Annotated in this window: 27 protein-coding genes; 10 read left to right on the top strand and 17 right to left on the bottom strand. The window is 65.0% G+C overall.

The window, feature by feature from the left end; genetic code table 11:
- The first annotated feature begins 253 nt into the window (after positions 1 to 253).
- On the top strand, positions 254 to 820 hold the full coding sequence (locus tag H7F35_RS25575) for a thioredoxin family protein (protein ID WP_187109353.1): 567 nt from the start codon (positions 254 to 256) through the stop codon (positions 818 to 820).
- Positions 821 to 1195: 375 nt separating this feature from the next.
- Positions 1196 to 1330 carry a hypothetical protein gene (locus H7F35_RS34870; RefSeq protein ID WP_261803345.1) on the top strand — a complete coding sequence of 45 codons (135 nt, stop codon included), beginning with the start codon at positions 1196 to 1198 and terminating at the stop codon, positions 1328 to 1330.
- An 11-nt stretch (positions 1331 to 1341) separates the two neighbouring features.
- Here H7F35_RS34870 and H7F35_RS25570 read toward each other — a convergent pair whose 3' ends face one another.
- From H7F35_RS25570 to H7F35_RS25555, 4 genes are all read right to left on the bottom strand, one after another.
- Positions 1342 to 1581, bottom strand: a complete 240-nt coding sequence (locus H7F35_RS25570; RefSeq protein ID WP_187109352.1) for a DUF333 domain-containing protein — start codon at positions 1579 to 1581, stop codon at positions 1342 to 1344.
- A 48-nt stretch (positions 1582 to 1629) separates the two neighbouring features.
- A complete protein-coding gene (locus H7F35_RS25565) occupies positions 1630 to 2370 on the bottom strand; it encodes a response regulator (RefSeq protein WP_187109351.1) in 741 nt (246 codons plus the stop codon).
- Between the two features lie 149 nt (positions 2371 to 2519).
- A complete protein-coding gene (locus H7F35_RS25560; protein WP_187109350.1) occupies positions 2520 to 2930 on the bottom strand; it encodes an OsmC family protein in 411 nt (136 codons plus the stop codon).
- 55 nt (positions 2931 to 2985) lie between these two features.
- Positions 2986 to 3894: a LysR family transcriptional regulator gene (locus H7F35_RS25555; protein ID WP_187109349.1), complete on the bottom strand. Its 909-nt coding sequence runs from the start codon at positions 3892 to 3894 to the stop codon at positions 2986 to 2988.
- A 92-nt stretch (positions 3895 to 3986) separates the two neighbouring features.
- Between H7F35_RS25555 and tam the strand changes: the two genes are divergently transcribed.
- Positions 3987 to 4778, top strand: coding sequence for a trans-aconitate 2-methyltransferase (gene tam / locus H7F35_RS25550; protein WP_187109348.1), 792 nt, complete (start codon positions 3987 to 3989; stop codon positions 4776 to 4778).
- Positions 4779 to 4783: 5 nt separating this feature from the next.
- Here the strand turns inward: tam and H7F35_RS25545 are convergent, their stop codons facing one another.
- Together H7F35_RS25545 and H7F35_RS25540 are read right to left on the bottom strand one after the other, a co-directional pair.
- Positions 4784 to 5209: an organic hydroperoxide resistance protein gene (locus H7F35_RS25545; RefSeq protein WP_187109347.1), complete on the bottom strand. Its 426-nt coding sequence runs from the start codon at positions 5207 to 5209 to the stop codon at positions 4784 to 4786.
- Between the two features lie 54 nt (positions 5210 to 5263).
- Positions 5264 to 6301: an alpha/beta fold hydrolase gene (locus H7F35_RS25540; RefSeq protein ID WP_187109346.1), complete on the bottom strand. Its 1038-nt coding sequence runs from the start codon at positions 6299 to 6301 to the stop codon at positions 5264 to 5266.
- Positions 6302 to 6576: 275 nt separating this feature from the next.
- Between H7F35_RS25540 and H7F35_RS25535 the strand changes: the two genes are divergently transcribed.
- The 3 genes from H7F35_RS25535 (at position 6577) to H7F35_RS25525 (ending at position 10334) form a co-directional block, all read left to right on the top strand.
- A complete protein-coding gene (locus H7F35_RS25535; protein ID WP_187109345.1) occupies positions 6577 to 7962 on the top strand; it encodes an ATP-binding protein in 1386 nt (461 codons plus the stop codon).
- Positions 7963 to 8062: 100 nt separating this feature from the next.
- The gene (locus tag H7F35_RS25530) at positions 8063 to 9859 is read left to right on the top strand and encodes a cytochrome c biogenesis protein DipZ (protein WP_187109344.1); all 1797 of its coding nucleotides are present in this window, start codon (positions 8063 to 8065) and stop codon (positions 9857 to 9859) included.
- A 94-nt stretch (positions 9860 to 9953) separates the two neighbouring features.
- Positions 9954 to 10334 carry a hypothetical protein gene (locus H7F35_RS25525; protein ID WP_187109343.1) on the top strand — a complete coding sequence of 127 codons (381 nt, stop codon included), beginning with the start codon at positions 9954 to 9956 and terminating at the stop codon, positions 10332 to 10334.
- A gap of 1 nt (position 10335) precedes the next feature.
- Here H7F35_RS25525 and H7F35_RS25520 read toward each other — a convergent pair whose 3' ends face one another.
- Together H7F35_RS25520 and H7F35_RS25515 are read right to left on the bottom strand one after the other, a co-directional pair.
- Positions 10336 to 10737 carry a DUF4440 domain-containing protein gene (locus H7F35_RS25520; RefSeq protein ID WP_187109342.1) on the bottom strand — a complete coding sequence of 134 codons (402 nt, stop codon included), beginning with the start codon at positions 10735 to 10737 and terminating at the stop codon, positions 10336 to 10338.
- On the bottom strand, positions 10734 to 12161 hold the full coding sequence (locus H7F35_RS25515) for an MFS transporter (protein ID WP_187109341.1): 1428 nt from the start codon (positions 12159 to 12161) through the stop codon (positions 10734 to 10736). The genes H7F35_RS25520 and H7F35_RS25515 overlap by 4 nt, the downstream gene beginning before the upstream one ends.
- Before the next feature lie 104 nt (positions 12162 to 12265).
- On the opposite strand from H7F35_RS25515, the gene H7F35_RS25510 reads away from it, so the two are divergent.
- Positions 12266 to 13201: a LysR family transcriptional regulator gene (locus tag H7F35_RS25510; RefSeq protein WP_187109340.1), complete on the top strand. Its 936-nt coding sequence runs from the start codon at positions 12266 to 12268 to the stop codon at positions 13199 to 13201.
- A gap of 399 nt (positions 13202 to 13600) precedes the next feature.
- Here the strand turns inward: H7F35_RS25510 and H7F35_RS25505 are convergent, their stop codons facing one another.
- Positions 13601 to 13855 carry a hypothetical protein gene (locus H7F35_RS25505; RefSeq protein ID WP_187109339.1) on the bottom strand — a complete coding sequence of 85 codons (255 nt, stop codon included), beginning with the start codon at positions 13853 to 13855 and terminating at the stop codon, positions 13601 to 13603.
- Positions 13856 to 14083: 228 nt separating this feature from the next.
- Here H7F35_RS25505 and H7F35_RS25500 point away from each other — a divergent pair, with 228 nt between their 5' ends.
- Positions 14084 to 15262: a GGDEF domain-containing protein gene (locus tag H7F35_RS25500; protein WP_187109338.1), complete on the top strand. Its 1179-nt coding sequence runs from the start codon at positions 14084 to 14086 to the stop codon at positions 15260 to 15262.
- Between the two features lie 25 nt (positions 15263 to 15287).
- Here H7F35_RS25500 and H7F35_RS25495 read toward each other — a convergent pair whose 3' ends face one another.
- The 4 genes from H7F35_RS25495 to H7F35_RS25480 all read right to left on the bottom strand — a co-directional run bounded on the left by H7F35_RS25495 (position 15288) and on the right by H7F35_RS25480 (position 17959).
- Entirely contained in the window at positions 15288 to 15653 is a 366-nt protein-coding gene (locus H7F35_RS25495; protein ID WP_410010730.1) for a hypothetical protein, read from the bottom strand.
- Between the two features lie 140 nt (positions 15654 to 15793).
- Complete coding sequence (locus tag H7F35_RS25490) at positions 15794 to 16237, bottom strand: hypothetical protein (RefSeq protein ID WP_187109336.1); 444 nt, start codon at positions 16235 to 16237, stop codon at positions 15794 to 15796.
- Between the two features lie 68 nt (positions 16238 to 16305).
- Positions 16306 to 16545, bottom strand: a complete 240-nt coding sequence (locus H7F35_RS25485) for a hypothetical protein (RefSeq protein WP_187109335.1) — start codon at positions 16543 to 16545, stop codon at positions 16306 to 16308.
- A 190-nt stretch (positions 16546 to 16735) separates the two neighbouring features.
- Positions 16736 to 17959 carry a diaminopropionate ammonia-lyase gene (locus H7F35_RS25480; protein WP_187114407.1) on the bottom strand — a complete coding sequence of 408 codons (1224 nt, stop codon included), beginning with the start codon at positions 17957 to 17959 and terminating at the stop codon, positions 16736 to 16738.
- A 113-nt stretch (positions 17960 to 18072) separates the two neighbouring features.
- On the opposite strand from H7F35_RS25480, the gene H7F35_RS25475 reads away from it, so the two are divergent.
- Positions 18073 to 18558 (top strand): Lrp/AsnC family transcriptional regulator, encoded by a 486-nt coding sequence (locus H7F35_RS25475; RefSeq protein WP_187109334.1) that lies wholly within the window; start codon positions 18073 to 18075, stop codon positions 18556 to 18558.
- A 19-nt stretch (positions 18559 to 18577) separates the two neighbouring features.
- On the opposite strand, the gene H7F35_RS25470 is transcribed toward H7F35_RS25475, so the two are convergent.
- From H7F35_RS25470 to H7F35_RS25460, 3 genes are read right to left on the bottom strand one after another with little or no spacing between them, the layout of a single operon-like run.
- Positions 18578 to 19378, bottom strand: a complete 801-nt coding sequence (locus H7F35_RS25470) for an aldolase (protein ID WP_187109333.1) — start codon at positions 19376 to 19378, stop codon at positions 18578 to 18580.
- Between the two features lie 10 nt (positions 19379 to 19388).
- Positions 19389 to 20039: a glutathione S-transferase family protein gene (locus tag H7F35_RS25465; protein ID WP_187109332.1), complete on the bottom strand. Its 651-nt coding sequence runs from the start codon at positions 20037 to 20039 to the stop codon at positions 19389 to 19391.
- A 15-nt stretch (positions 20040 to 20054) separates the two neighbouring features.
- Positions 20055 to 21047: a Bug family tripartite tricarboxylate transporter substrate binding protein gene (locus H7F35_RS25460; RefSeq protein ID WP_187109331.1), complete on the bottom strand. Its 993-nt coding sequence runs from the start codon at positions 21045 to 21047 to the stop codon at positions 20055 to 20057.
- Positions 21048 to 21142: 95 nt separating this feature from the next.
- On the opposite strand from H7F35_RS25460, the gene H7F35_RS25455 reads away from it, so the two are divergent.
- Complete coding sequence (locus H7F35_RS25455) at positions 21143 to 21676, top strand: XRE family transcriptional regulator (RefSeq protein WP_187109330.1); 534 nt, start codon at positions 21143 to 21145, stop codon at positions 21674 to 21676.
- Here H7F35_RS25455 and H7F35_RS25450 read toward each other — a convergent pair.
- Positions 21673 to 22104 (bottom strand): GNAT family N-acetyltransferase, encoded by a 432-nt coding sequence (locus tag H7F35_RS25450; RefSeq protein ID WP_187109329.1) that lies wholly within the window; start codon positions 22102 to 22104, stop codon positions 21673 to 21675. The two genes, H7F35_RS25455 and H7F35_RS25450, sit on opposite strands and share 4 nt — an antisense overlap.
- Positions 22105 to 22107: the final 3 nt, after the last annotated feature.

Below are 22107 nucleotides of genomic sequence, written 5' to 3'. Positions count from 1 at the left end.
TCCGCCGCGATGGGTTTTCCTGCGCGTAAGAAGAATGGTCTCGACGTAGGAGGCTCTTCTTTGTGACACCGCGATGAAACTGGCGGCGCATCGCGTTCAATGCGCGGGTTGGAAGTGCGGCCGTGAAACGCTGTGTGTCGACGTCCCTTGACGGATACACAGGCATACGCCTTGCGCGCCGGAAGAGGACAACGCGGCGAAGAATCGGCTCCGTTCAAGAACCCGCCCGTCACTCTCCCCTGCAGGAATCAACATGCGCCTTCGTTCTCTCGCCGCCTTCTTCGCCGTGGCCGTTGCGGCCTCGGCGGTCGCCCTTACCCTGAGCTTCGCCGCGCCGCCGCTGGGCGGTGACGTGCCCGCCGCCGAAGCGCTGCCCGCGCCCGAGTTCCAGAACATCGACGCGTGGCTCAACACGCAACCGTTGAAGTTGAGCGAGTTGCGCGGCAAGGTGGTACTGGTCGATTTCTGGACCTACACCTGCATCAACTGCCTGAACCACCTGCCCTACGTGAAAGACTGGAACGCGAAGTACAAGGACCAGGGCCTTGTCGTGGTGGGCGTGCACACACCGGAGTTCGCGTTCGAGAAGTCGACGAAGAACGTGCAGGACGCGGTCCAGCGGCTGCAGATCAAACATGCGGTGGCGCAGGACAACAGCTATGGCACCTGGAAGGCGTTCAAGAACCAGTACTGGCCGGCCGTGTACCTGATCGACAGGCAGGGAAAAGTCGTGTACTCGCACTTCGGCGAAGGCAGCTATGGCACGACGGAGAAGAAGATTCAGGCGCTGCTGTCGGAACCTTCGACGGCGGGGTCCTAGGATGACGCCTTGCTTTGCTGTTCGTCGCGTTGTGCTTGATTCGAGGTGCTGCTGCTGTTCAGGGCGGCACTCACGCCGACACGGTGCTCTTTTTCGCGAATGTCCCCCGCTTCGCTCCTCCTTTATTTCGCGAAAAAGAGCCCCGTATCGACGTGAGCGCTCAGAGCGGTTGTTGACCGGCGATCGCCAGCAGCGTGTCCTGTGCGAATGACGCCAGGTACTCCCCGCAGCGAAATAAAGGAGGAGCGAAGCGGGGGACATTCGCGGAGGGGAGTACCTGGCGTCATTCGCACGAGCCCTGAATAAACCCGAACCCGCCCCGAACACAACAGCGCGAAAGCCGCAAACCGCAGCCCCCCGAAAGGAGTCACTGATATGAAGAAGCTCTGGCTAGCCCTGCTCTTCCTGACCGGCGGCATTGCGCACGAGATACGCAACCCGGTGAACTGCCAGTGCATCTCAGCGCGGCAGACCGACGGACCCCGCGTGCGTACGCGCAAGCCGTCGTAGTGCAGCGAACCCTACTTCGCCGGATGGTCGCGCCGAAAAAGCTCCCACTCTTCGATCTGCTTGCCATCCGGCAGCTGGCAAATGCCGTACTGGCCTTTGTCATTCGACTTCATCAAAGTCGTTCCCCCAAGGCTCTGGCAATAAACCGACGCGGGGTTCGCCATGCCGACCCGCGGTGGTTGCGGTGGCTCAGGCTGAGCGCACGCGGTAACCAGGAGAGCACCCAATGGCAACAAGAGAGCTTTGATCATTTCGCGAGTGTAGGTCCGCGACCGCATCGCCAGGATCTGGCCAGCCCCTCAGTCCAGCGCCTCGACCGACGATGCCAGAACATAGCCTTCGCTGCGCACCGTCTTGATGTAGCGCGGCTCCCGCGCATCGTCGCGCAGACGCTGGCGCAGACGGCTCACGAGCAGGTCGATCGATCGCTCGAACAATTCCGCCTCGCGGCCCTGGGTCAGGCTCAGCAACTGGTCGCGGCTCAGCACCTTTTGCGGATGGTCGAGAAACACGCGCAGCAGCCGGTACTCCGCACCGCTCAGCGCCACCATCACACCGCTGTCATCGATCAGATGGCGCGCGGTGGTGTCCACCTGCCATTCGCCGAACGCCAGCTTCGAGGCGGCCTCGGTCGAGCGCATGTTCGGCGGCAGCATGCGCGTGCGGCGCAACACCGCACGCATGCGCGCGAGCAGTTCCCGGGCGGAGAAGGGTTTGGCCAGGTAGTCGTCGGCGCCCATCTCCAGGCCGAGGATGCGGTCAGCCTCTTCGCTGCGGGCCGTGAGCATCAGGATCGGCGTGGCCTTGAATTTTCCCGTGCGCAGGTCGCGGCACAGCGTCAGCCCGTCTTCGCCCGGCAGCATCAGGTCGAGGATGATCAGGTCGAACGGGCCCGACGCTTCCAGCGCCGCGCGCATGTGCCGGCCCGTGGGCACCGCGACCACGCGCAGTCCGTTCTTGACCAGGTAGGTGGTGAGCAGCTCGCGGATTTCCCGGTCGTCGTCTACGATGAGAATGTGGTCGGAGGTCTTGGGCGTCATGGCGGTGCAATGGGGCGCCGGATGGCGCGATAGCCGCAATGTATGCCGGTTGACGCGCGGAACGAGCGGGTTTGTATGCCTGTGTATCTGGCGGACCGGGCCGCCACATTACGTTGCATGAACCTGCGGCACCGGTTCATCGCGCTGGGTCAATCCGCTGCGGGTCCACGCTCGCTCGTGATCTCCGCGCCCTCGCGCATCGTCTTCGTCACCGGCGTATTGGCCACCACTTCGAGCAGGCGCTCCCATTGGGCATCGCTCAACGGCGCATCGGCGTGAAGAACCCTGCGGATGTGCGCCTTGCCGTCGGCGTCTTTTGTCAGCGTGAGTTCCGCACGAAACTCGCCCAGCTCCCAGCCCTTGCGCTTCGCATACATGCGCAGCGTGATGGCGGTGCAGGCCGACAGTGCCGCCAGGTAGTAGTCGTAGGGCGCGGGACCGAGCCCCTGTCCGCCCAGGGCGGCCGGCTCGTCCGCGAGAAGCTCGAATTTGCCCACCGCGATGCGATGGCTGTAGTCGGTTCCCGTGGAAACGATGGTGGCTGTGGTGCCGTGGCTCATGTGTTCACTCCTGGACAAGTCTGATGAATATGCGTGTGGCAGCCCGAATCATCGATCAGGCCTGCCCGTTCTGCTTTCGCGAGGCCTGCGCCTTGATCATGTTGTAGAGCGCCTGCGCCGCCGGCGACAGGTGCGCCGTCTTGCGGGCCATCAGCACCAGCGTGCGCGAGACCACCGGATCGATCAGCTCCACGATGCGGATGTCGGGATAGGCGCCCGCCTGCACCGCCAGCCTGGGCACGATCGCGGCGGCCACCTGCTGGGCGACCAGCCCGACCGCGGTGGAACTGCGCTGGACTTCGTAGAAGGTCTGCAGGCCGAGCGCGCTCTTGTCCAGAGCCATGTCGAGCAGGTCGCGGTTGCCGTTGACCTGGCCGGCGAAGATCAGCGGAAATTCCTTCAATTGCCGCCACGCGATCCTGCGGCGCTTTGCCAGCGGATGGCTCTGGTGGCAGATCAGCACGTACTTGTCTTCGAGCAGCGGCACGCTCGACAGCTCGGGCGGATGCGAGCCGGACATGCCGATGCCGAACTCCACTTCGCGGTGCAGCACCGCGTCGGTCACGGCCGACGTCGAGTGGTCGAGGATCTTGATCCGGTTCTGCGGATAGCGCGCCGAATAGGCCCGCATGATCTTCGGCAGGAACTGCACGCCCGCTGTCGGCACGCAGGCAATGGACACGTCGCCGCGCTCGGCCTTGCCGCTTTCGCGGATCTCCAGCAAGGCGTCTGTCAGTTCGATCAGTTGGCGGCGCGCTTGCGGCAGGAAGTTCTGGCCGATGGTCGAGAGCCCGACGGAGCGGGTTGTGCGCTCGACCAGCGCCACGCCCAGGAATTCTTCGAGCTTGCGCAGCCGCTGCGTGATGGCCGTCTGCGTCACGCTGAGATGGTCGGCCGCAGCCTGGAAGCTGCCCCGCTCTGCAATCGCGACGAAAGCCTGAATGCCCAGGATGTCGATTTTCATGAGCGATTTGAATGAATGGCCGAAATAAATTCATTTTACGTAGACAAGCACGCTGCGCAAACTATCCGCACCCACTTCAAGAAGAGCCTCCGATGACTGCCTCTACCCCCGACGCCACCAGCGGCGACTGGTCTGCCAAGCAATACACAGCCTTCGAGAACGAACGCACCCGGCCGGTCCGCGATCTCGTGGCCGCCATTCATTCCAAAGACGTTCGGCTGGCCGTCGACCTGGGCTGCGGGCCCGGCAATTCCACCGACGTGCTCGCCCAGCGTTTTCCTGGCGCGACGGTCACCGGCATGGACAGCTCCGAAGACATGGTGACTGCCGCGCGAAAGCGCCTGCCCGCCATCGGCTTCGAGGTGTCGGACATCGAAAGCTGGAACCCGTCGCAGGCCTTCGACGTGATCCTGGCGAATGCTTCGCTGCAATGGCTGCCGGACCACGCATCGCTGTATCCGCGCCTGGCGAGCAAGCTCGCGCCCGGCGGCAGCCTCGCGATACAGACGCCCGACAACCTGGAAGAACCCGCGCACCGGCTGGCGCGCGAAGTCGCGGCATCGAAGCGCTGGGCCGAAAAGATCGGCGACGTGAAGCACCCGGCGCGGCACAGCCCGGCGCATTACTACGCGTTGCTGCGGCCGCATGTCAGCCAGGTGGATGTGTGGCGCACCACCTACTTCCACCCGCTCGCCGGCGCTGCGGCGGTGGTGGAATGGTTCAAAGGCTCGGCGCTGTTGCCCTATCTGGCGCGGCTGAACGCGGATGAGAAGGCCGCGTTCATTGCGCAGTACCAGACCGAGATTGCAAAGGCCTATCCCGCACTGGACGATGGCACGGTGCTGCTGCCTTTTCCAAGGCTGTTCATCGTCGCGGTTCGCTGAAGAGATCAGGCGATCGAGAATTCGACCTCGATGTTGCCCCGCGTCGCGTTCGAGTAGGGGCAGGTCTGGTGGGCGCCCTCCACCAGTTGCTTCTTCTGCGCGGCGTCGAGACCCGGCAGCGTGATGGCCAGCTTCACGGCCAATGCATAGGCCGCGTCGCCTTCCGTCTTGCCGAGCGACACGCTGGCATCGACAGCCACGTCTTCCGGCAGCTTGATGCCGAGCCGGCCGCCGGCGAGCCGCATCGCGCCGATGAAGCAGGCCGAGTAGCCGATGCCGAACAACTGTTCGGGGTTGGTGCCGGGCTTGCCCGAGCCGGGTGGGCTGAGCTTGACGTCGAGCGCGCCGTCGCTGGCCTTGCCTGCGCCTTCGCGGCCGCCGGTGGTGTGGGTGGATGCGGTGTACAGCACTTTGTCGAGCTTCATGGTCATGGTGGTTCCTTTGGAGTGAGTCGGGGTGGGTCGGGAGAAAGAAAAAGAGTCGGTTCAGCCGCGCGCGGATGCGAGCTTCCAGATCGCATCGACAAACACCTGCGGCGTTTCCTGCGGCACGTTGTGGCCCGCGTTCACGACAATGTGCGTGCGCGGCCCGGTGAACTTCGCGGCATAGGCCTTGCCGTCGGTAGCGGGCACCACGCCGTCGGAATCGCCGTCCATGGTGATGGTGGGAACGGCAATCGTCGGGAAGGCGGCGAGGCGCCTTTCGAGGTCTTCATACGGCGCAAAGCCCTCCGCGAGCCCCAGGCGCCAGCGGTAGTTGTGAATCACGATGTTCACATAGTCGGGGTTGTCGAAGGACGCGGCGCTGCGCTCGAAGGTGGCGTCGTCATAGTTCCACTTCGGCGAGTTGGTGGTCCACAGGATGCGCGCGATGTCGCGCCGGTTCGCCTCCAGCCCGAGACGGCCGCGCTCCGTGGCGAAGTAGTACTGGTACCACCAGCCCAGCTCCACCTTGGCGGGCAGCGGCAGCTTGTTGCCGGGGCGGTTGGTCATGATGTAGCCGTTGACCGACAGCAGCCACAGGCAACGCTGCGGCCAGAGCGCCGCGATGATGCAGGCGGTGCGCGCGCCCCAGTCGTAGCCCACCATCACGGCGCGGTCGATGCCGAGCGCGTCGAGCAGCGCGATCTGGTCCAGCGCCACGGCCGCCTGCTGTGCGGAGCGCGGGTTGGCGCTGTCGAGAAAGCGGGTGCTGCCATGGCCGCGCAGGTGCGGCACGATGACGCGGCAGCCCCTTGCGGCCAGCAGCGGCGCGACCTCTGCATAGCTGTGGATGTCGTAGGGGTAGCCGTGCATCAGCAGCACGGGAATGCCGTCGGCGGGGCCGGCTTCGTAGTAGCCGACGTCGAGTTCGCCCGCCTTGATCTGGCGGATCGGTTCCAGCCTGGGCGACTTGCCGGATGAACCGGTGGGTCGCGTCTCGGCCGCCTGGGTGTTGCCCATGAAGGCCAGCTCTATGGCCGCAAGGCTCGCAGCCGCGCCTCCCAGCAAGAAGCGGCGTTGACGATTGATGGGTGCAGACATGCGCGTTCCTTCGTATGCGTTGAGTGATCTCATCGCCAGGGCACCGGATGGGGTGCGGCTGGCGATGGCCTCATTGGATTCGCGGCGTGTATTCGCGATGTGTCTTGAAAGGGGCCTTCTTGTATGGCCGTGTGTGCCGGCGCCGCGAGATACACGGGCATACAAAAACGGAAAGCGCGAACGCGCGGGTAATGTTCCATGTCGTTTGCGGGGTTCAACACACTGCAATACAAACAAACGGCACCGGTGGCGGGCACGGGTCTATAAACCAGCCCATGCCCACATCAGCCAGCCCCGACGCCCTCCCCGCCAGCACTGGCCTTCAGGCGCCCGTTCGCAAAAACTGGCACCGGCTGGTGCCGCGTTCGCTGTTCTCCCGGGTGACGCTGATCATCGTGATCGGCCTGGCAATTGCGCAGTTGCTGACCTTCGCGGCCATCCGCTACGAACGCGACATGGCGCTGCGCGAGCTGATGATGATCGGCATCGAGCGCGACATCGCCAGTTCGGTCGCCATCCTCGACCGCCTGCCCGCCGCCGAACGCGCGAGCTGGCTGGAACGGCTGGAACGGCGCAACTACCGCTTCGTGCTGGGCGGCAGCGCACAGGGCATCGCACCGCAGTCCGTGCTGCTGCAGCAGTTCGCCACGGCCATCGCCGATGCGATGCGGCCTTTCGAGATCGTGAAGATCGGGCAGGTGGCGCAACCGACCGAGAGCCTGCAGATCCAGGTGCGACTGAGCGACGGCTCTTCGGTGGTGGTGCATGCGAGGCGGGTGGGCATGCCGGTGTCGCGCTGGGTGATGTGGCTGCTGGCCATCCAGTTGGTGGTGCTGGCCCTGTGCGCCTGGTTCGCCGTGCGGCTGGTGACGCGGCCGCTGGCCGATCTTGCCGCGGCTGCCGACGAACTGGGGCCCGACCTCAAGGCACAGAAGCTGCTGGAAGACGGTCCGACCGAAGTGGCCCACGCGGCACGCGCCTTCAACGCCATGCAGCGTCGCATCGCAGGCTACATGGCCGAGCGCGTGGAAATTCTTGCGGCCATCTCGCACGACCTGCAGACGCCGATCACCCGCATGCGCCTGCGCACCGAGCTGATGGACAGCGACCACGACCGCGACAAGTTCCGGCAAGACCTCGACGCGATGCACGCGCTGGTGCGCGAAGGCGTGACCTACGCGCGAACGCTCCACGGCGCCACCGAGCCGGCCTGCCGCATCGACGCCGACGCGCTGTTCGAGAGCATGGTGGCCGACTATGAAGACTCGGGACAGGCGGTGCGGCTCGAAGGCCGCACCGGCGAACCCATCGTGACGCGCCCGAATGCGTTGCGCCGGATCCTGGCGAACCTGATCGACAACGCGCTGAATTTCGGCAGCGATGTTCGGCTGCAGGTGCGGGCGGACAGTGATCGACTGGTCCTTGCCGTGATCGACAACGGCCCCGGCATTCCGCCGGACCAGTTGGAGAACGTGCTCAAGCCTTTCTACCGCGTGGAAGGCTCGCGCAACCGCGGCACCGGCGGCACCGGGCTGGGCCTGGCCATCGCCCACCAGCTCGCGATGGCGATGGGCGCGGAGCTGACGCTGCGCAACCGCAGCGAAGGCGGGCTGGAAGCCCGGCTGACCCTGACGAACACCCGCGCTGCGCCGCCGGGCTGAGCCGCACCAAGTCCCTTTTTGAAAAGCGGCTCGCTCGTCGAGGCCGTGAAGACCTTGCTCGCCCTGTCGTTTTCATCCATCCACCGCAGAGAACCACACCATGTTCATCCTCCTCGTTGCCTACCTGGGTGGCGTGCTCACCATCCTGAGCCCGTGCATCCTGCCCGTGCTCCCCTTCGTGTTCGCACGCGCAGACCGTCCGTTCCGCTCGCACGGGCTGCCCTTGCTGCTGGGGATGGCGCTGGCCTTTGCCGCCATCGCCACGCTGGCGGCGGTGGGCGGTGGCTGGGTGGTGGCACTGAACCAGTACGGGCGCCATGCGGCGATGGGGCTGCTAGCGGTGTTCGGCGTCACGCTGCTGTTTCCGTCGGTGGCGCAGCGGCTGAGCCGGCCGCTGGTTGCGCTTGGCAACCGGTTGTCGCAACGGCAGCCGGACGGTGCCGCGACAAAGCCTTCGGTCTTCGCGCCGCTGCTGCTCGGCGTTGGCACCGGCCTGCTGTGGGCGCCGTGCGCGGGACCGATCCTCGGGCTGATCCTGACCGGCGCGGCGCTCAACGGCGCGAGCGTCGGCACCTCGCTGTTGCTGCTGGCCTATGCCGCCGGCGCGTGCACTTCGCTGGCGGCGGCGCTGCTCTTCGGCGGCCGCGTGTTCTCGGTGATGAAGGGCTCGCTGCGCACGGGCGAATGGGTGCGGCGTGCGGCTGGCGTGGCGGTGCTGGCGGGCGTCGGTGCGATCGCGCTGGGGCTGGACACAGGGCTGCTCAGCCAACTCTCGGCCGGAACCAAGTCGGCACTGGAGCAGGCGCTTGTCGAGAAGATCAACGCGCCGAAGCCGTCGCCTCTGCTCGCCGCGCCGGTGTCGACGTCACTGGCGCCTGGCCTGATGTTGACATCGGCACTGCAGGAGCCGAAGAAGCCTGTGCCTCCACTCGGTGTCGAGGGCTCGCTTCCGTCTCTCGCCGGCGCGACCGAATGGATCAACTCACCCCCGCTGACGCCCGAGAGCCTGCGCGGCAAGGTCGTGCTCATCGACTTCTGGACTTACTCGTGCATCAACTGCCTGCGCACGCTGCCCTATGTCCGCGCATGGGCAGAGAAGTACAAGGACGCAGGCCTGGTCGTCATTGGCGTGCACACGCCCGAGTTCGCGTTCGAGAAGCTGCCGTCCAACGTGCGCAGGGCGACGAAGGACCTGGGCGTTGGCTTCCCGGTGGCCGTCGACAGCAACTACGCGATCTGGCGTGCATTCGGCAACCAGTCGTGGCCGGCTTTCTATTTCATCGACACGCAGGGGCGCATCCGCCATCAACAGGTCGGGGAGAACCGGTACACGAAGTCGGAGCAGGTCATCCAGCAACTGCTGGCCGAGGCCGGGCGGGCGGATGTGCCGGCTCAGGTGGTCTCGCCACAAGGCCAGGGCACACAGGCCGCGCCCGATGCGTCGCCTGCACTGTCGGGCGAGACCTACCTCGGCTATGAACGCGCGCACAACTTCGCCTCGCCCGGCGGCCTTGCGAGCGACCGTACCCGCGTCTACCAGAGCGCACCTTCGCTGCGAACCGACCAATGGGCCTTGAGCGGTGAATGGACCGTGGGGAGTGAACGCGCGGTGCTGGCCCGCGCCAACGGGCGCATCGCTTATCGCTTTCAGGCGCGCGACCTGCACCTGGTGCTGGGCCCGTCGACCGACGGAAAGCCCGTGCGCTTCAGAGTGCGGGTGGACGGCAAGCCGCCGCTGGCGGACCACGGCGCCGATACGGATGCGGAAGGCAACGGCGTCATCGACGCGCAACGGCTCTATCAACTCGTGCGCCAGTCGGTGAATGGCAAGGACCGGCTGTTCGAGATCGAGTTTCTCGATGCCGGTGCGCAAGCCTATGTGTTCACCTTCGGTTGAAGCGGTCGCGCCGTCTTGTGGCTGACTTGCGCGCTGCCTAGACTGACGGGTTCGCCGCCGTCCCGGCCGGCCAATCGAACGATGGGGAGTGAGGATGCGCGCAGGTCTCTTGTATGGCGCCATGGCGTTGCTGGCATTCGGTTCCCACGGTGTTGCGATGGCGCAGGATTCGCCAGCCGCGAAGGCGGAGGACACGGGCGCGGACAGTTGCGTGGAAGTGGTGGTCAATGGCGAGCGCACGCCCTCCTATGCCTGCCTCACGCAGAAGCTGCGCCCCACCGCGCCGCCACGCGCGGCCGACGGAGCGCAGCCGGGCATGGCGTCGGAAGCCATCGCGCAGCGGCCGTCCAACCAGCTCGGCCTGTTCAACCGGGCGGCGACCGAACATCGCATGGGCAACACCTTCGGCACGTCGGTGTATCCGCAGCGGCCACCGCCGGTGGTGCCGGCTTCGCCGCTGATCACGCGGCCCTGAATCAGCCTCGGGTGGTTTCCTGCAGATGCCGCCATTGCAGCGCGCCGTCCTGTCGCCTGTCCAGGAGCACGGTCGCCAGGCGGACTTCTACCTCGCTATTCAGCGTCTGCGTTTCCGCATAGGTCACGACGGCGCCGCGCTCGCTCTCGTACAGCAGCGCGAGGTCTGACACGTCGATCTTCAGGCCTTGCTTGCGGCCCGCCATGGCCGAGAAGAAATCGGCCAGCGCCGTGTGATCGAGCCTGTGGCCTCCGGTCGTCAGCATCGAGAACTCGGGCGAAAAATGCGCGAGCAGTTCGGGGTGAATCGTCGCGTCTTGTGCAGGCGCATTGAACAGGCGCTCGATCAGCGCGCAGGTGTCGGTGATTTCCTGGAGGTAGATGTGGAGGGGCGTCATGGTCATGGTTGCGTCTTCGGGTGGGGTTGCATCCGCAGGCGACGCAGGATGTCCGCGTTGCCGATGCGCATGCAAAGGAGGATCGGAAGCACCGCGCTCGCGGCGGCAATGGCGAAGCAGAGGTGAAACACGTGGGTCGCGCGCACGCTCATGGCCGGATCGCCCGGGTCGGTGATGCCGTCCAGGCCGAGCAGCAGGTTGAGCAGCACGCTCAGCAGGGCCACGCCAAGGCAGAAGCTGATCTGCCGGCCGATGTTCCAGAGCGCACTGGCTTCGCCCAGTTGGTCATCGGCGGTCTGCAGGAAGGCCGTGCTCTGCGCGGCGCTGCTGGTGAGGCTGCCGCCGAAACCCATCAGGGCATAGGCGGCTGTCAGCAGGGGCCAGCGCAGCGGCGGCGAAACGCCGGCCAGCAACGCGATGCCTGCGCCATGCAACAGCGCACCGAGCAGGAACAGCGGCTTGGGTCCGACACGGTTGAAGCTCTTGCCGGTCAGCGAGATGGCGAGGAAGGCGCCCAGCGACCACGGCAGCATCAGCAGGCCGGTGTGCGATGCGGACATGCCCATCACGGTCTGCAGATAGAACATCGCGACCAGGCTCACGCCCATGAAGACGCCCGGTACGAGCAGGTAGACCAGCATCGACACGCGCAACAGCGGATCGCGCGCGAGCCTGAGATTGAGGATCGGGTGTGCGCTGCGCAGCGCGCCGCGCACATGCCATGCGAATACGAGCAACCCTGCCGCGAGGACGACCGCGCCGACCGCCTGCCGGTCATGTTCGCCGAGCATCGTCAGGCCGAGCAAGGCGAGCGCGATGGCAAGGGCGCCACTGGCCAGGCCCGACAGGTCGAGCGGCGTGTGGACGGTGCCGACCTGCTCCGGCCGCAACCAACGCCAGGCCAGCACCAGCGTGAACGCGGCCAACGGGACATTCAGGAAGAAGATCCAGCGCCACGAAAGAGCGTCGACGATCAGGCCACCCAGCGCAGGCGACAGTGCCGGTGCGAGCAGGCCGACAAGCATGATGAGACTGGACAGGCTGGCCCGCTCCTCGGGCCGGTACATGCGGTAGGCCATCGTCTGGCCCAGTGGGATCAGCAAACCGCCACCGAGCCCCTGGATAAAGCGCCACGCGATCAGCGTCGGGATCGTGCCGGAGGCACCGGCGCCCAGCGTGGCAAGCATGAACACCGCGAGCGAAAGCATGAAGATGTTCCGGCTGCCGCAGCGCCGCGCCAGCCATGCACTGAGCGGGATCACCACGGTCAGCCCGAGGATGTAGGCGTTGCCGACCCACGCCAGCGTGGCAATGGACGCATTGAACGCATGCGCGATGTCGGGGTACGCCACGTTGGCGATGAACATGTTGACCAGGTCGACGAAGAACCCGAGCAGATACAGGGCTGCCACTTTTTTTCGATACAACACGACGTGCTCCGTCTTCAGAAAGGCGAGAGCTTAGACAGGCATAGGCTTTCGATAAACGGCCTAATGGTAACTACACTGTCTTATCGAATTTGACAATGAACGCAATGAACAACGTCAGCCTGAACCGCCTGAACGCCTTCGTTGCCGTGGTCGAGGCCGGCTCGTTCACGGCGGCGGCCGAACAACTGGCGCAAAGCAAGGCGGTCGTGAGCTTCAACATCAAACAGCTCGAGGCGGAGTTGGGCGTGTCGCTGATGACGCGCAGCACGCGCCGGCTGGTGCTGACGGACGTGGGCGAGCGCTTCTATCGCGATTGCCAGGAAGTTCTGCGAGAGGCGCAAGAAGCGATCGATACCGCACGCAAGGCGCATGCAGGGCTGAGCGGCACGCTGCGCATCACGACGACCACGGAATACGGTGTGCACGCGGTGGTGCCCGCGCTCGCGGCGTTTGCGCGCGAGAACCCGTTGCTGGAGATACGGCACGCATCGTCTTCGCAGCAGGAAGACCTGATCTCCGAGCGATTCGACCTGGCGATTCGCCTCGGCCGGCTGCAGGATTCGAGCTACCGGGCCTCGCTGATCGAGACCTTCGACATCGTGGCGGTGGCGGCGCCCGATTACCTCCAGCGCGTACCCGGCAAGGCGATCACGACGCCGGACGAACTGGGCCGCGCGCAATGGCTCGGGCACAGCCGCCTGCCATCGCCGCGACGCTGGCCGCTGCAGACGCCGCAGGGTGGGCGGACAACGCTCGAGATCGATACGCCCGCCGCGATGATCGTGACCGATTCGGCCTCCACCCTGCGGGCGTTTGCGCTGCAGGGCGCCGGCGTTGCGCTGTTGCCTGAATGGCTGGTGCGCGACGACATCCACGCACGACGCCTGCGCCGGCTGCTGCCGGACTACCGATTTCCCACTCAGTCGGTGTACGCGCTCTACCCGGACACGCGGCATGTTCCCGAGAAGGTCCGCGCGTTCATCGACTTCCTTCGCGCCGCGGTGCGAACGCCGCGAGCCATGAAAAAGGGTGCCCCTTAAAGGTGCCGGGCCACGAGCACCACAGCCCCGGCGAGCGAAATGGCGCCACCCACGAATTTTCTGAATGTGTTCACGATGTGTTCTCCGTCAGTCAGCGTCGATGGTGCCGCCTTGACGGGCTGAGAGGGTTTGGCAATCTTCATGCGCGCGATAGCAAAACCTGGAGCAAGCACCTCGGTTCAGATAGGCCATCGCTATCTGATACAATCGCGCTTCGTCCGGACTTGCTCCGAATGTTGCCTGGCCAGGCAAGCCGAATCTCACACCGGCGCGTCGAAGTCACTACGACGAAAAAAACAACAGGTGGCTTCCGCAATTGAACATTTGCCGTAACCGTGGACCGCGTGAGAGTTCACGACCACATTCCAAAGCCCGCCTCGTGCGGGCTTTTTCATTGGTTCAGTCGAGCAGCATCCTCGACTCGGCGTCCAGCAGGGACAGCCGCTCCCTCGCGAACTGGCTGGCCCGCAGACGAACGCGCGCCAGCGCGGCGTCCAGCGAAGGTTGCTGCATGAACACGAGCACGCCCCACTTGAGCCCCTGCAGGTTCAGCTCCGCGACACCTGCATAGCGGCCATTGCTGGTCTGCTTGATGTCGATCCGGCTGGACCAGCCATCGGGCAGTTCGACGAGGAGTTGCTGTGCTGCGTACATGGCGCCAAGGATAGGTCTCGGCCTTCGGCAGCCCAAGGAAATAGTTCCTTGGTATTAATGTTTTGTTTTTGATTGTTTGCAATCTCACGGTTGCTGGGTCGTGCCCGCTTTCGGCCGCTGCGTCGAGTCGATATCCTCCAGCCTTCTCAAGACGCAGTCGACAGAGTTCTTTGCCCTGCCTGGGAGGCCGGCACACGCCGCTGCGCGACGCAAAACACATCGAGCACCATGGGCTACCTGCCTTATCTCTTCGACCCCCGCTCCACCATCCTGCTGGCGGGTCTGATGGGCATCATGATGTCGCTGGTGTTGTTCTTCATGCGCCGCAGCTATCCGCCCAGCATCCGGGGGCTGAGCGACTGGTCCCGGGCGCCGTTGATTGCGTTTGTCAGCACCTTGTTGTTCGCCGCGCGTGGCTTCCTGCCCGACTTCGCCACGATCGTCGTTGCCAACATGGTGCTGTTCCAGGCCTGCGTCATCTACTACGCGGGAAGCCAGCAGTTTCTGCTGGGCCGCAGCGACACCCGGGGCTGGACAGCACTGAACCTGGTGCTGGGCATGCTCATGTTCTGGTTCAGCAGCATCCAACCGGACTTCGAGGCGCGTCTGGCGATCGTCACCCTCGCGGTGACGCTGCTGTTTTTCTTTCACGCCATGCTCTACGTGCGGCACAAGGTCCCGGTGTACGGCATGCGGCTGATGATCGGGCTGCTGCTGGCCCAGTCGCTGGTGGCCGGCTTGCGCTTCGTGTCGGTGATCATGGGAATGGCCGGCACCAGCATCATGGAAGCGACGTGGATCCAGTCGGTCTACATCACCATGTATTCCTTCAGCGTGCTGTTTCTGTCCATCGCTGTCGTGCTGATGGCCACCGACCGCGTGCACACCGAGTTCGAGTACCTCGCCACCCGCGACCCGCTCACCGGCGTGCTGAACCGGCGCGCACTGCTCGATGCCTGCCTGGCCGAATTCGCCGCGAGCCACGGAACGCAGGGGCGACCTGCAGCGTTGCTGATGGTGGACCTGGACCACTTCAAGAGCATCAACGACCGCTTCGGCCACCAGATGGGCGATGCGGTGCTCCGCGAGGCGGTCAGCCGCATGCAGCGGGTGATCGGCACGCAGGGCCTGCTCGGGCGCTATGGCGGTGAAGAATTCGTCGTGCTGCTGCCCCACACGACGATGGCCGATGCCATGACCATCGCGGCGCGCCTGAAGGAAGGCATCGACGAGCCCCTGCCGCCCGATTCACCGGCGCATGCGGTCGGCTCGTTCGCCGTCAGCATCGGCGTGGCGACCAGCGACGGTGTCAAGGACGTCGACGAGGTGCTGGCGCAGGCCGACGAGGTGCTGTATCGCGCCAAGGCGCTGGGACGCGGCCGCGTGATTGCCACAGCCACGGCCTGACAGGCCAGCGAGGCCGCCGTAACGATCAGTCGTCGCGGTCTTCGTGGTAGCGGCGATAGTGTTCGCGCGCCCACTCCCGGCGGCGCCATTCCCGGCGTTCGGCGCGACGTTCATCCCAGCGGGATTCGCGCTCGTAGTACCCGGGGGCCGGCGCGTAGTAAGACGGCGGCTGGTAACGCACGGGCGGCGCAGGCTGGTAGTAGATGGGTGCCGGTCGCGAAGACACAGGCGCCGGCTCGTAATACGCCGGCGCGGGTTGGCTCACCACGACGCCCGGCACGGTCACGCCGATGGACCAGCTCGGGCCGGCATTCGCCGAGACCGCAGCGCACAGTGCACTGACAGCGATCGCGCTTGCGGCAGCCAGCTTGAGAAAGGTTCGATGAGCCATCACGTCGTCTCCTGAAGGACGGGAACAGTCCCGATGTGAAGACAACGCCATGCCCTTTGCAGCCGCGCACATCGCGAGTGTGAAGATCGTTCCCAAATGTCACACGGCGTGCTGAGCGTCAGCCTCGCCTCAGGTGACGTTCACCCCAATCCGGAGCGCTTGCAGTCGAAAACCGCGCTTTGCTCGACGGCGCGCAGTGCCGGCACCTTGTTCACGAAGCTCACCCCCGCACTGATCAGGCGCCATTCACCCGCCTTGAACAACTTGAAGAGGTTCATGACTTCCACGCCCGGGGCGGGAATCGAGTTGAAGACGTAGATGGGCTCACCGGATTGGGTGTCGTCCATGCTCACCAACTCGCCCCTTATCTTGCTCATGGTCTCGGCGTCCTTTGTCTTGGAGCGCACGGTGTCCATGAGCACGGTCCGCGAGTGCTCGTCGATCGAGATCTTGCGAACCCAGTGGAAGGAGCCGGCCCCTGCGCCTGGGCCAGGAACGCACGTGATCGTTCCTGCAGATGCCGAGCCTGCGGCCGAAAGAAGCAATAGCAGGAGGCCTGAAAGCCGCCCGGTCCGAATGTGCATGTCGCGCCCTCCTCAGGTTTGAGCAGGACGGACTTTAGCGCCAGGCCGCCGGGGCGGCATCGCTGGCCTCAGGACTTCTTGGCGTGCGGCTTGGCGTGATGGTGGCGGGCCTGATGCTTGTGCATCTTGGGCGCGTGGTCGTGCATGGCCATCGGCTTTTCCGCAGGGCGCGCCTGCAGCTGCTGGGCATGGCTTTCCACTGCGGCAGCACGGGCCGGATCTGTGCTCACGCGGACTCCGTTGTCGGACTGCGCGAACGCGCTCGCCGCACCAAGCAGAACGGTCAGGGTAACAAGAAGCTTTTTCATGTGATTCCATCCAGGGTGAGGGAGACGGCCTCCCGGGTCTTCAACGGATGAACCGCGTCGGCTGTTGACGAGGCGGCCATCTGCAAGGCCTGTCCAGCGCCCGAACACGCAACCCTGTCGTACAACGATGGTCTGGCCACGGGTCTCGCTGACCATCCCCGAATCGATTTTGGACGCTCCGACGAGACGATCAAACGCCCCCGGTCTGCGCCCATTGCTGCTGCGCCTGCAGGACTTCGTCGGCGCTCCGGCCCAGAAGCTCTGCGTAAACGCCAGGCGCTGTTGCGCCTTCGGTGTTGATCAGCAGCACCTTCGAGTCGGTGTCGAGCGCGGCTTGTTGGCGCCACTGGGGCGAGAGCGCAATCATCTGCAGCGCGGCCGCGCCGGCAGCCCCCGACTCGCCGCTGACGATGGGCCGATCAAGCCTGGAGCCCTGCGCAAGCCATTGCATGGCTTCCACGGCGTGGCTGTCTTCGATGGCGGCAAAGCAATCCACCGACGGCTCCAGAAAGCGCCAGGCCAGCGTGGATGTTTCGCCGCAGGCAAGGCCCGCCATCACCGAGTCGACACTGCCGGTCGCCGCGGATGGACGGCCTTGAAGTGCGCTCTGCATCAGGCAGTCGGCCTGGCGCGGCTCCACGACGATGAAGGCTGGCCGCTCTGCGCCGAACCTCTCCCAGAAATAGCTCGCGACCCCGGCAGCCAAGCCACCGACGCCACCTTGCAGAACCACATGGGTGAAGGGGCACGCTTGCGAAGGCGATTCCGTCTGCTCCAGCAGCTCGTCGATCATCGTTCCGTAGCCTTGCATCACGTCGCGGGGAACCTCTTCATAGCCCGGGTATGCGGTGTCCGAGATGACCTGCCAGCCATGCTGCTCGGCCAGATGCGCCGCGTGTGCCACAGAGGCGTCGTAGTTCCCCTCGATGCGAATGACCTCGGCGCCGAACATCGCGATCGCACGCTCGCGCTCAGGGCTGACATGCCGGTGCAGGACGATCACGCAACGCACGCCCGCACTGCGGGCGGCAGCGGCGAGCGCGCGGCCGTGGTTGCCGTCGGTGGCGCTGATGACGACCAGGTCGCCCAGATGGCTGCGGTGCGCACCGGCCAGCACATCTTCGGGGGCCCATGAAGGATGGCTGCGAACAATCAGGCGAACAAGCGCAGCAGGCGCGCCGAGCGCCTTGAAGCTGCCCAGCGAGGAACGCACGGATTCGTCCTTGACGTGAACCTCGGCGACGTCCAGCCTGCGGGCCAGATCCGGCAGGCGCCAGAGCGGTGTGGGCTGCGGCGAGAGCAGGTCCCAGCGCGAAAGCCAGGACCGGGTGTGCCGCGCTTCGGCGATGCTCATGCTGCTTTGCAGCGTGTCCGGATACTCGCCTCGAAGGGCTCTTGGGTTGTTGACCAGCATGGCGAAATTCCTAGGGTGATGCGCATAATCGTAGGCGTGCGGCCCGCGAATTTCTTCTCGTTGGCGCATGCGCATATGCAATCCCTCCTCGCTTTTTCCTCCTGTTTCGACGCATGACCACACGACTGGATGCTTACGACCTGAAGCTGCTCGAACTGGTCCAGCAGGATGCGCGCATTCCTCAAGGCGAGTTGGGCCAGCAGGTCAATCTTTCAACCGCAGCGGTGAACCGGAGACTGAAGCGGATGGCGGACGAAGGCGTCATCGAGCGCCATGCCGCGATCATCAATCCCGATGCGGTGGGATGCGAGTTGACGGTGATCGTCGAGGTGAAGGTCGAGAGCGAACGCGTCGACCTGCTGGACGCGATGAAGCGGACGTTTCAGGCCTGCCCGCAGATTCAGCAGTGCTACTACGTGGCGGGCGACTGCGATTTCGTCCTGATCTTCGCGGTCAGGAGCATGAGCCAATACACCCGGCTGACGCGTGAACTCTTCTTCGAGAACAACAACGTCAAGCGCTTCAACACGCTGGTGGCGATGAGCCGGGTCAAGGTCGGGCTGCACGTGCCCTTGTCGGAAGAGGCCGCACTGGCCTGACGTTCCGGGCGGCTGGCGTTCAGGCCCTTCGGACGCAATCCGCGTTGCGCGGATCTTTCAGCGAGCGTCGCGCGTAGTAGTCGAACGCGACCGTGTTGCGGCGAGGCCGCAAGATCCAGTCGTGCGCTTCCCTGGCCAGTTCCGGATCGATGGGCTGGATCTTGCCCGCGGCCGACGCCAGCAGTTGCATGCGCGCCGCGCGCTCGAAAGCGATCGAAAGAACGCAAGACTCTTCCACGCTGCCGCCGGCCACGAGCATCCCGTGGTGCGAAAGCAGCAAGGCACGCTTGCTTCCGAGGGCCGACGCGATGAACTCGCCCTCCTCGTTGCCGACGGGAATGCCCGGCCATTTGCCGACGAAAGCCACGTCGTCGTAGAGCACGCAGTTGTCCATGTGGGAGATGACCAGCGGCTCTTCGAGCATGCCCAGCGCGGACGCGTGCGCGGCATGCGTGTGAATGATGCAGTTGACATCGGGACGCGCGCGGTAGACCCACGAGTGGAAGCGATTGGCCGGGTTGGGCATGCCGTCGCCTTCGAGGACGTTCAGGTCTTCGTCGACCCGCAGCAGGTTGTCTTCGGTGATCTCGTCGAAGCCCAGCCCGAGCCGCTGCGTCAGGAACTCGCCCGGCACGCCGGTGCGGGCCGTGATCTGTCCGGCCAGGCCGGAGTCATGCCCGTTGTCGAAAAGAATGCGGCATGTCAGGGCCAGCTTCTGGCGCAGCGTGTAAGTGCTGTCCGCGAGGTGCGCGTCCATCTGGGCGTATGACTGCTGGATCAGTTCGCCCTTGTCGAGTTTGAAAGTGTCTTGCGATGCCATGGCGTTGTCCTTATGCAGATTCGCTGGTGGAAAAGTTCTTCTCGGGCGCGCCGGGAAAGAGCGGCTGGTAGCCGGGCAGTTGCTCGATTCTGCCGAGCCATGCGGTGATGGCCGGACAGGCCGACAGGTCGATGCCGCCCATCGGCGCCAGGCGCGTGTAGGGATAGAGCGCCACGTCGGCAATGCTCGGCGCATCTGTCGTGGCGACCCAGCCTGTTGCGCCCTGCCGCGACAACTGCGCATCCAGTATCTGCAGCGACTGCCTGGCTTCGCGGGCGAAGTGGATGAACTCTTCGCCGGCCGGATCGCGGTCGCGATGCAGGGCGAGATGCAGGCGCAGTTGCGCCAACGGCTTCATGTGCCGTTCCTGTTCGAACGACAACCATGCTAGTACTTGCGCCTGTCGGGCCACGTCGCCCGGCCACCAGGGGCTGCCTTGCGCCAGAAAATAAAGGATCGCCATCGACTCGCCCAGGTGCGTGCCGTTGTCCAGCGCGAGCACCGGGACCTGGCCCATCGGCGCGATCGCGAGAAAGCCGGGGCTTCGCAGGTCCCCGCGGTCGATGGAAAGCGTTTCGCGTTCCAGCGCGATGCCGAGAAAGCCGGCGAGCAGTCTCACCTTCCATGCGTTGCCGGAACGCTGGGTGTCGTAGAGCTTCATGTCTCGCGTCCTGCGTCAGTCCAGCTTCGTGCCCGCAGCCTTGATGACCTTGCTCCACTTGGCGGTTTCGCTTTTGACGTGGGCGAGGTAGGCCGGCACGCCGGTGGTCATCGGCTCGATGCCGAGTTCGGCCAGGCGTGCGACGACTGCGGGGCGCTTCAGTGCGCGGGCAAGCGCCTGGTTGAGGATCTCGACCTGCGCCTGGGATGTGCCGGCCGGTGCGACGATCGCGTTCCATGAGCCGATCTGGAAGTCGGGCAGCCCCTGCTCGGTGCTGGTCGGCAGATCAGGCACTGCTGCATTGCGATGGTTTGCCGCGATGGCCAGCATCTTGAGCCGCCCCGTCTTGGCCTGCGGCTGGATGACGGGAATGGCGTCGATGACGATCTGCACCTGGCCGCCCATGACCGCGTTCACCGCCTCGGCGCCGCTCTTGAAGGGGACATGCACGATGTCCGTCTGGGTCGCCAGCTTGAACAGCTCGATGCCCAGGTGGGGCGAGCTGCCATTGCCTGCGGAGCCGAAGTTCAACTTGCCCGGATGCGCCTTGGCGTAGGCGATCAGGCCCTTCAGGTCGCTCACGCCATCGATGCCGTTGACGGCCAGCACGTAAGGTGAGTTGCTCACGAGCGAGACAGGCGTGAAGGCGGCCGGGTCGTAGTTGAGCTTGTTGTAGAGCATCTTGTTGACCACCTGCGTGCCCACCGTGCCCAGCAGCAAGGTGTAGCCATCGGGCTGGGCCTGTGCGACGGCTTGTGCGGCAATGGCACCGCCGGCTCCCGCCTTGTTGTCGATGATGACCGACTGCTTCAGTTCTTCGCCGAGATGCTGGCCGATGAGCCGCCCGGCCACATCGGTGATGCCGCCCGCACCGAACGGAATCACGAGTCGAATGGGCTTGCTGGGATAAGCCGGCTGGGCGTGGGCCACGGAAGCGGACACCAGCAACGCGAGCGCCCCGGCGAACGAGCTGACAAACAAAGCCCGAAGGCGCGTGCGTACCGACATACCATACTCCTCAGATAGCGGGCCAGCCCCGCAAAGATTGTTCAAATCAGGAAACCAAAATCATTTTAGGACACAAGTGTCCTAAAGAAAAGCGTATGTCCATCAAACTGAAGTTGCTTCGCGTCCAGGCCGGATTGACGCTCGAAGAGCTGGCCCAGGCGACGGACCTGACCCGCAGCTATGTGTCGAAACTGGAAAGAGGCATCTCGACGCCGTCCGTGGGCGCGGCACTGAAGCTGGCCAAGGCACTGCATGTGCAGGTCGAGGAAGTGTTCGCGGAGTCGTCCGACAGCGACCCCGTGCTCATCAGCCGCGCGGAAGCCAAGACGACGGACGCGCGCCCGAAAACGCCGCGCGTTGTGTCAGGGGCGTCGCCCGATCGCAGGATGGTCGCGTTCGTGCTGACACCCACCGAGGAGCCCGTGCGCAATCACCCCATGAGCAATCACAAAGGCGAAGAGCTGCTGTACGTTCTCAAAGGCCGCATCAGCCTTCAGCTCGCCGGCCGCGTGGAGCTGCTGAATGCAGGCGACAGCGCGCACTTCAATTCGAGCATCCCCCACAAGATCACGTCGGTGGGCAAGCAGCAGGCGTCCGTGCTACTGGTTGTGGCGCAGGATGAATCCTAGGCCTTGGAACGATAGGCGTCCGGCACAAAGCGCTCCATGAGCGTTTGCGGTTTGGCCGGCGACGTAAAGCCGAACTTCTCGTACAACCCGTGCGCGGTGCTCGTGGCCAGCATGAAGCGTCTCAAGCCCTGGAGCCGCGGGTGGGACATGACCGCCGCCATGAGCGCAGCGCTGTAGCCCTTGCCCCGATGCTGCGGCAGCACGAAGACATCGACGAGGTAGGCAAACGTGGCGCAGTCGGAGATCACGCGCGCGTAAGCGACCTGGGCCGCGCCGACGAAGCCGCCGAAGTTCAAGGAGTTCTCGACGGATGTGCGCACCGTCTCGAAGGGAATCTGCCGGGCCCAGGTGGACTCTTCGGACAGGAAGCGGTGAATGAGCGCCACGTCCTGGTCGTGGATGTCGGTGGAGATGCGCAAGGGTTCCATCAG

It is taken from the genome of Variovorax sp. PAMC26660 (genome assembly GCF_014302995.1).
Lineage (GTDB): Bacteria > Pseudomonadota > Gammaproteobacteria > Burkholderiales > Burkholderiaceae_C > Variovorax.
The sequence above is the reverse complement of the archived record's forward strand: the minus strand, read 5'-3'. Positions and strand labels throughout refer to the sequence as shown.

Bases quoted from the DNA above. Each gene is read 5' to 3' on its own strand.
- H7F35_RS25450 (WP_187109329.1), bottom strand. From the start codon at position 22,104: ATGGAACCCTTGCGCATCTCCACCGACATCCACGACCAGGACGTGGCG.
- H7F35_RS25525 (WP_187109343.1), top strand. From the start codon at position 9,954: ATGCGCGCAGGTCTCTTGTATGGCGCCATGGCGTTGCTGGCATTCGGT.
- H7F35_RS25505 (WP_187109339.1), bottom strand. From the start codon at position 13,855: ATGTACGCAGCACAGCAACTCCTCGTCGAACTGCCCGATGGCTGGTCC.
- H7F35_RS25535 (WP_187109345.1), top strand. From the start codon at position 6,577: ATGCCCACATCAGCCAGCCCCGACGCCCTCCCCGCCAGCACTGGCCTT.
- H7F35_RS25560 (WP_187109350.1), bottom strand. From the start codon at position 2,930: ATGAGCCACGGCACCACAGCCACCATCGTTTCCACGGGAACCGACTAC.
- H7F35_RS25545 (WP_187109347.1), bottom strand. From the start codon at position 5,209: ATGACCATGAAGCTCGACAAAGTGCTGTACACCGCATCCACCCACACC.
- H7F35_RS25565 (WP_187109351.1), bottom strand. From the start codon at position 2,370: ATGACGCCCAAGACCTCCGACCACATTCTCATCGTAGACGACGACCGG.
- tam (WP_187109348.1), top strand. From the start codon at position 3,987: ATGACTGCCTCTACCCCCGACGCCACCAGCGGCGACTGGTCTGCCAAG.
- H7F35_RS25485 (WP_187109335.1), bottom strand. From the start codon at position 16,545: ATGAAAAAGCTTCTTGTTACCCTGACCGTTCTGCTTGGTGCGGCGAGC.
- H7F35_RS25495 (WP_410010730.1), bottom strand. From the start codon at position 15,653: ATGGCTCATCGAACCTTTCTCAAGCTGGCTGCCGCAAGCGCGATCGCT.
- H7F35_RS25510 (WP_187109340.1), top strand. From the start codon at position 12,266: ATGAACAACGTCAGCCTGAACCGCCTGAACGCCTTCGTTGCCGTGGTC.
- H7F35_RS25570 (WP_187109352.1), bottom strand. From the start codon at position 1,581: ATGATCAAAGCTCTCTTGTTGCCATTGGGTGCTCTCCTGGTTACCGCG.
- H7F35_RS25465 (WP_187109332.1), bottom strand. From the start codon at position 20,039: ATGAAGCTCTACGACACCCAGCGTTCCGGCAACGCATGGAAGGTGAGA.
- H7F35_RS34870 (WP_261803345.1), top strand. From the start codon at position 1,196: ATGAAGAAGCTCTGGCTAGCCCTGCTCTTCCTGACCGGCGGCATTGCG.
- H7F35_RS25530 (WP_187109344.1), top strand. From the start codon at position 8,063: ATGTTCATCCTCCTCGTTGCCTACCTGGGTGGCGTGCTCACCATCCTG.
- H7F35_RS25575 (WP_187109353.1), top strand. From the start codon at position 254: ATGCGCCTTCGTTCTCTCGCCGCCTTCTTCGCCGTGGCCGTTGCGGCC.
- H7F35_RS25470 (WP_187109333.1), bottom strand. From the start codon at position 19,378: ATGGCATCGCAAGACACTTTCAAACTCGACAAGGGCGAACTGATCCAG.
- H7F35_RS25455 (WP_187109330.1), top strand. From the start codon at position 21,143: ATGTCCATCAAACTGAAGTTGCTTCGCGTCCAGGCCGGATTGACGCTC.
- H7F35_RS25520 (WP_187109342.1), bottom strand. From the start codon at position 10,737: ATGACCATGACGCCCCTCCACATCTACCTCCAGGAAATCACCGACACC.
- H7F35_RS25555 (WP_187109349.1), bottom strand. From the start codon at position 3,894: ATGAAAATCGACATCCTGGGCATTCAGGCTTTCGTCGCGATTGCAGAG.
- H7F35_RS25475 (WP_187109334.1), top strand. From the start codon at position 18,073: ATGACCACACGACTGGATGCTTACGACCTGAAGCTGCTCGAACTGGTC.
- H7F35_RS25490 (WP_187109336.1), bottom strand. From the start codon at position 16,237: ATGCACATTCGGACCGGGCGGCTTTCAGGCCTCCTGCTATTGCTTCTT.
- H7F35_RS25500 (WP_187109338.1), top strand. From the start codon at position 14,084: ATGGGCTACCTGCCTTATCTCTTCGACCCCCGCTCCACCATCCTGCTG.
- H7F35_RS25460 (WP_187109331.1), bottom strand. From the start codon at position 21,047: ATGTCGGTACGCACGCGCCTTCGGGCTTTGTTTGTCAGCTCGTTCGCC.
- H7F35_RS25540 (WP_187109346.1), bottom strand. From the start codon at position 6,301: ATGTCTGCACCCATCAATCGTCAACGCCGCTTCTTGCTGGGAGGCGCG.
- H7F35_RS25480 (WP_187114407.1), bottom strand. From the start codon at position 17,959: ATGCTGGTCAACAACCCAAGAGCCCTTCGAGGCGAGTATCCGGACACG.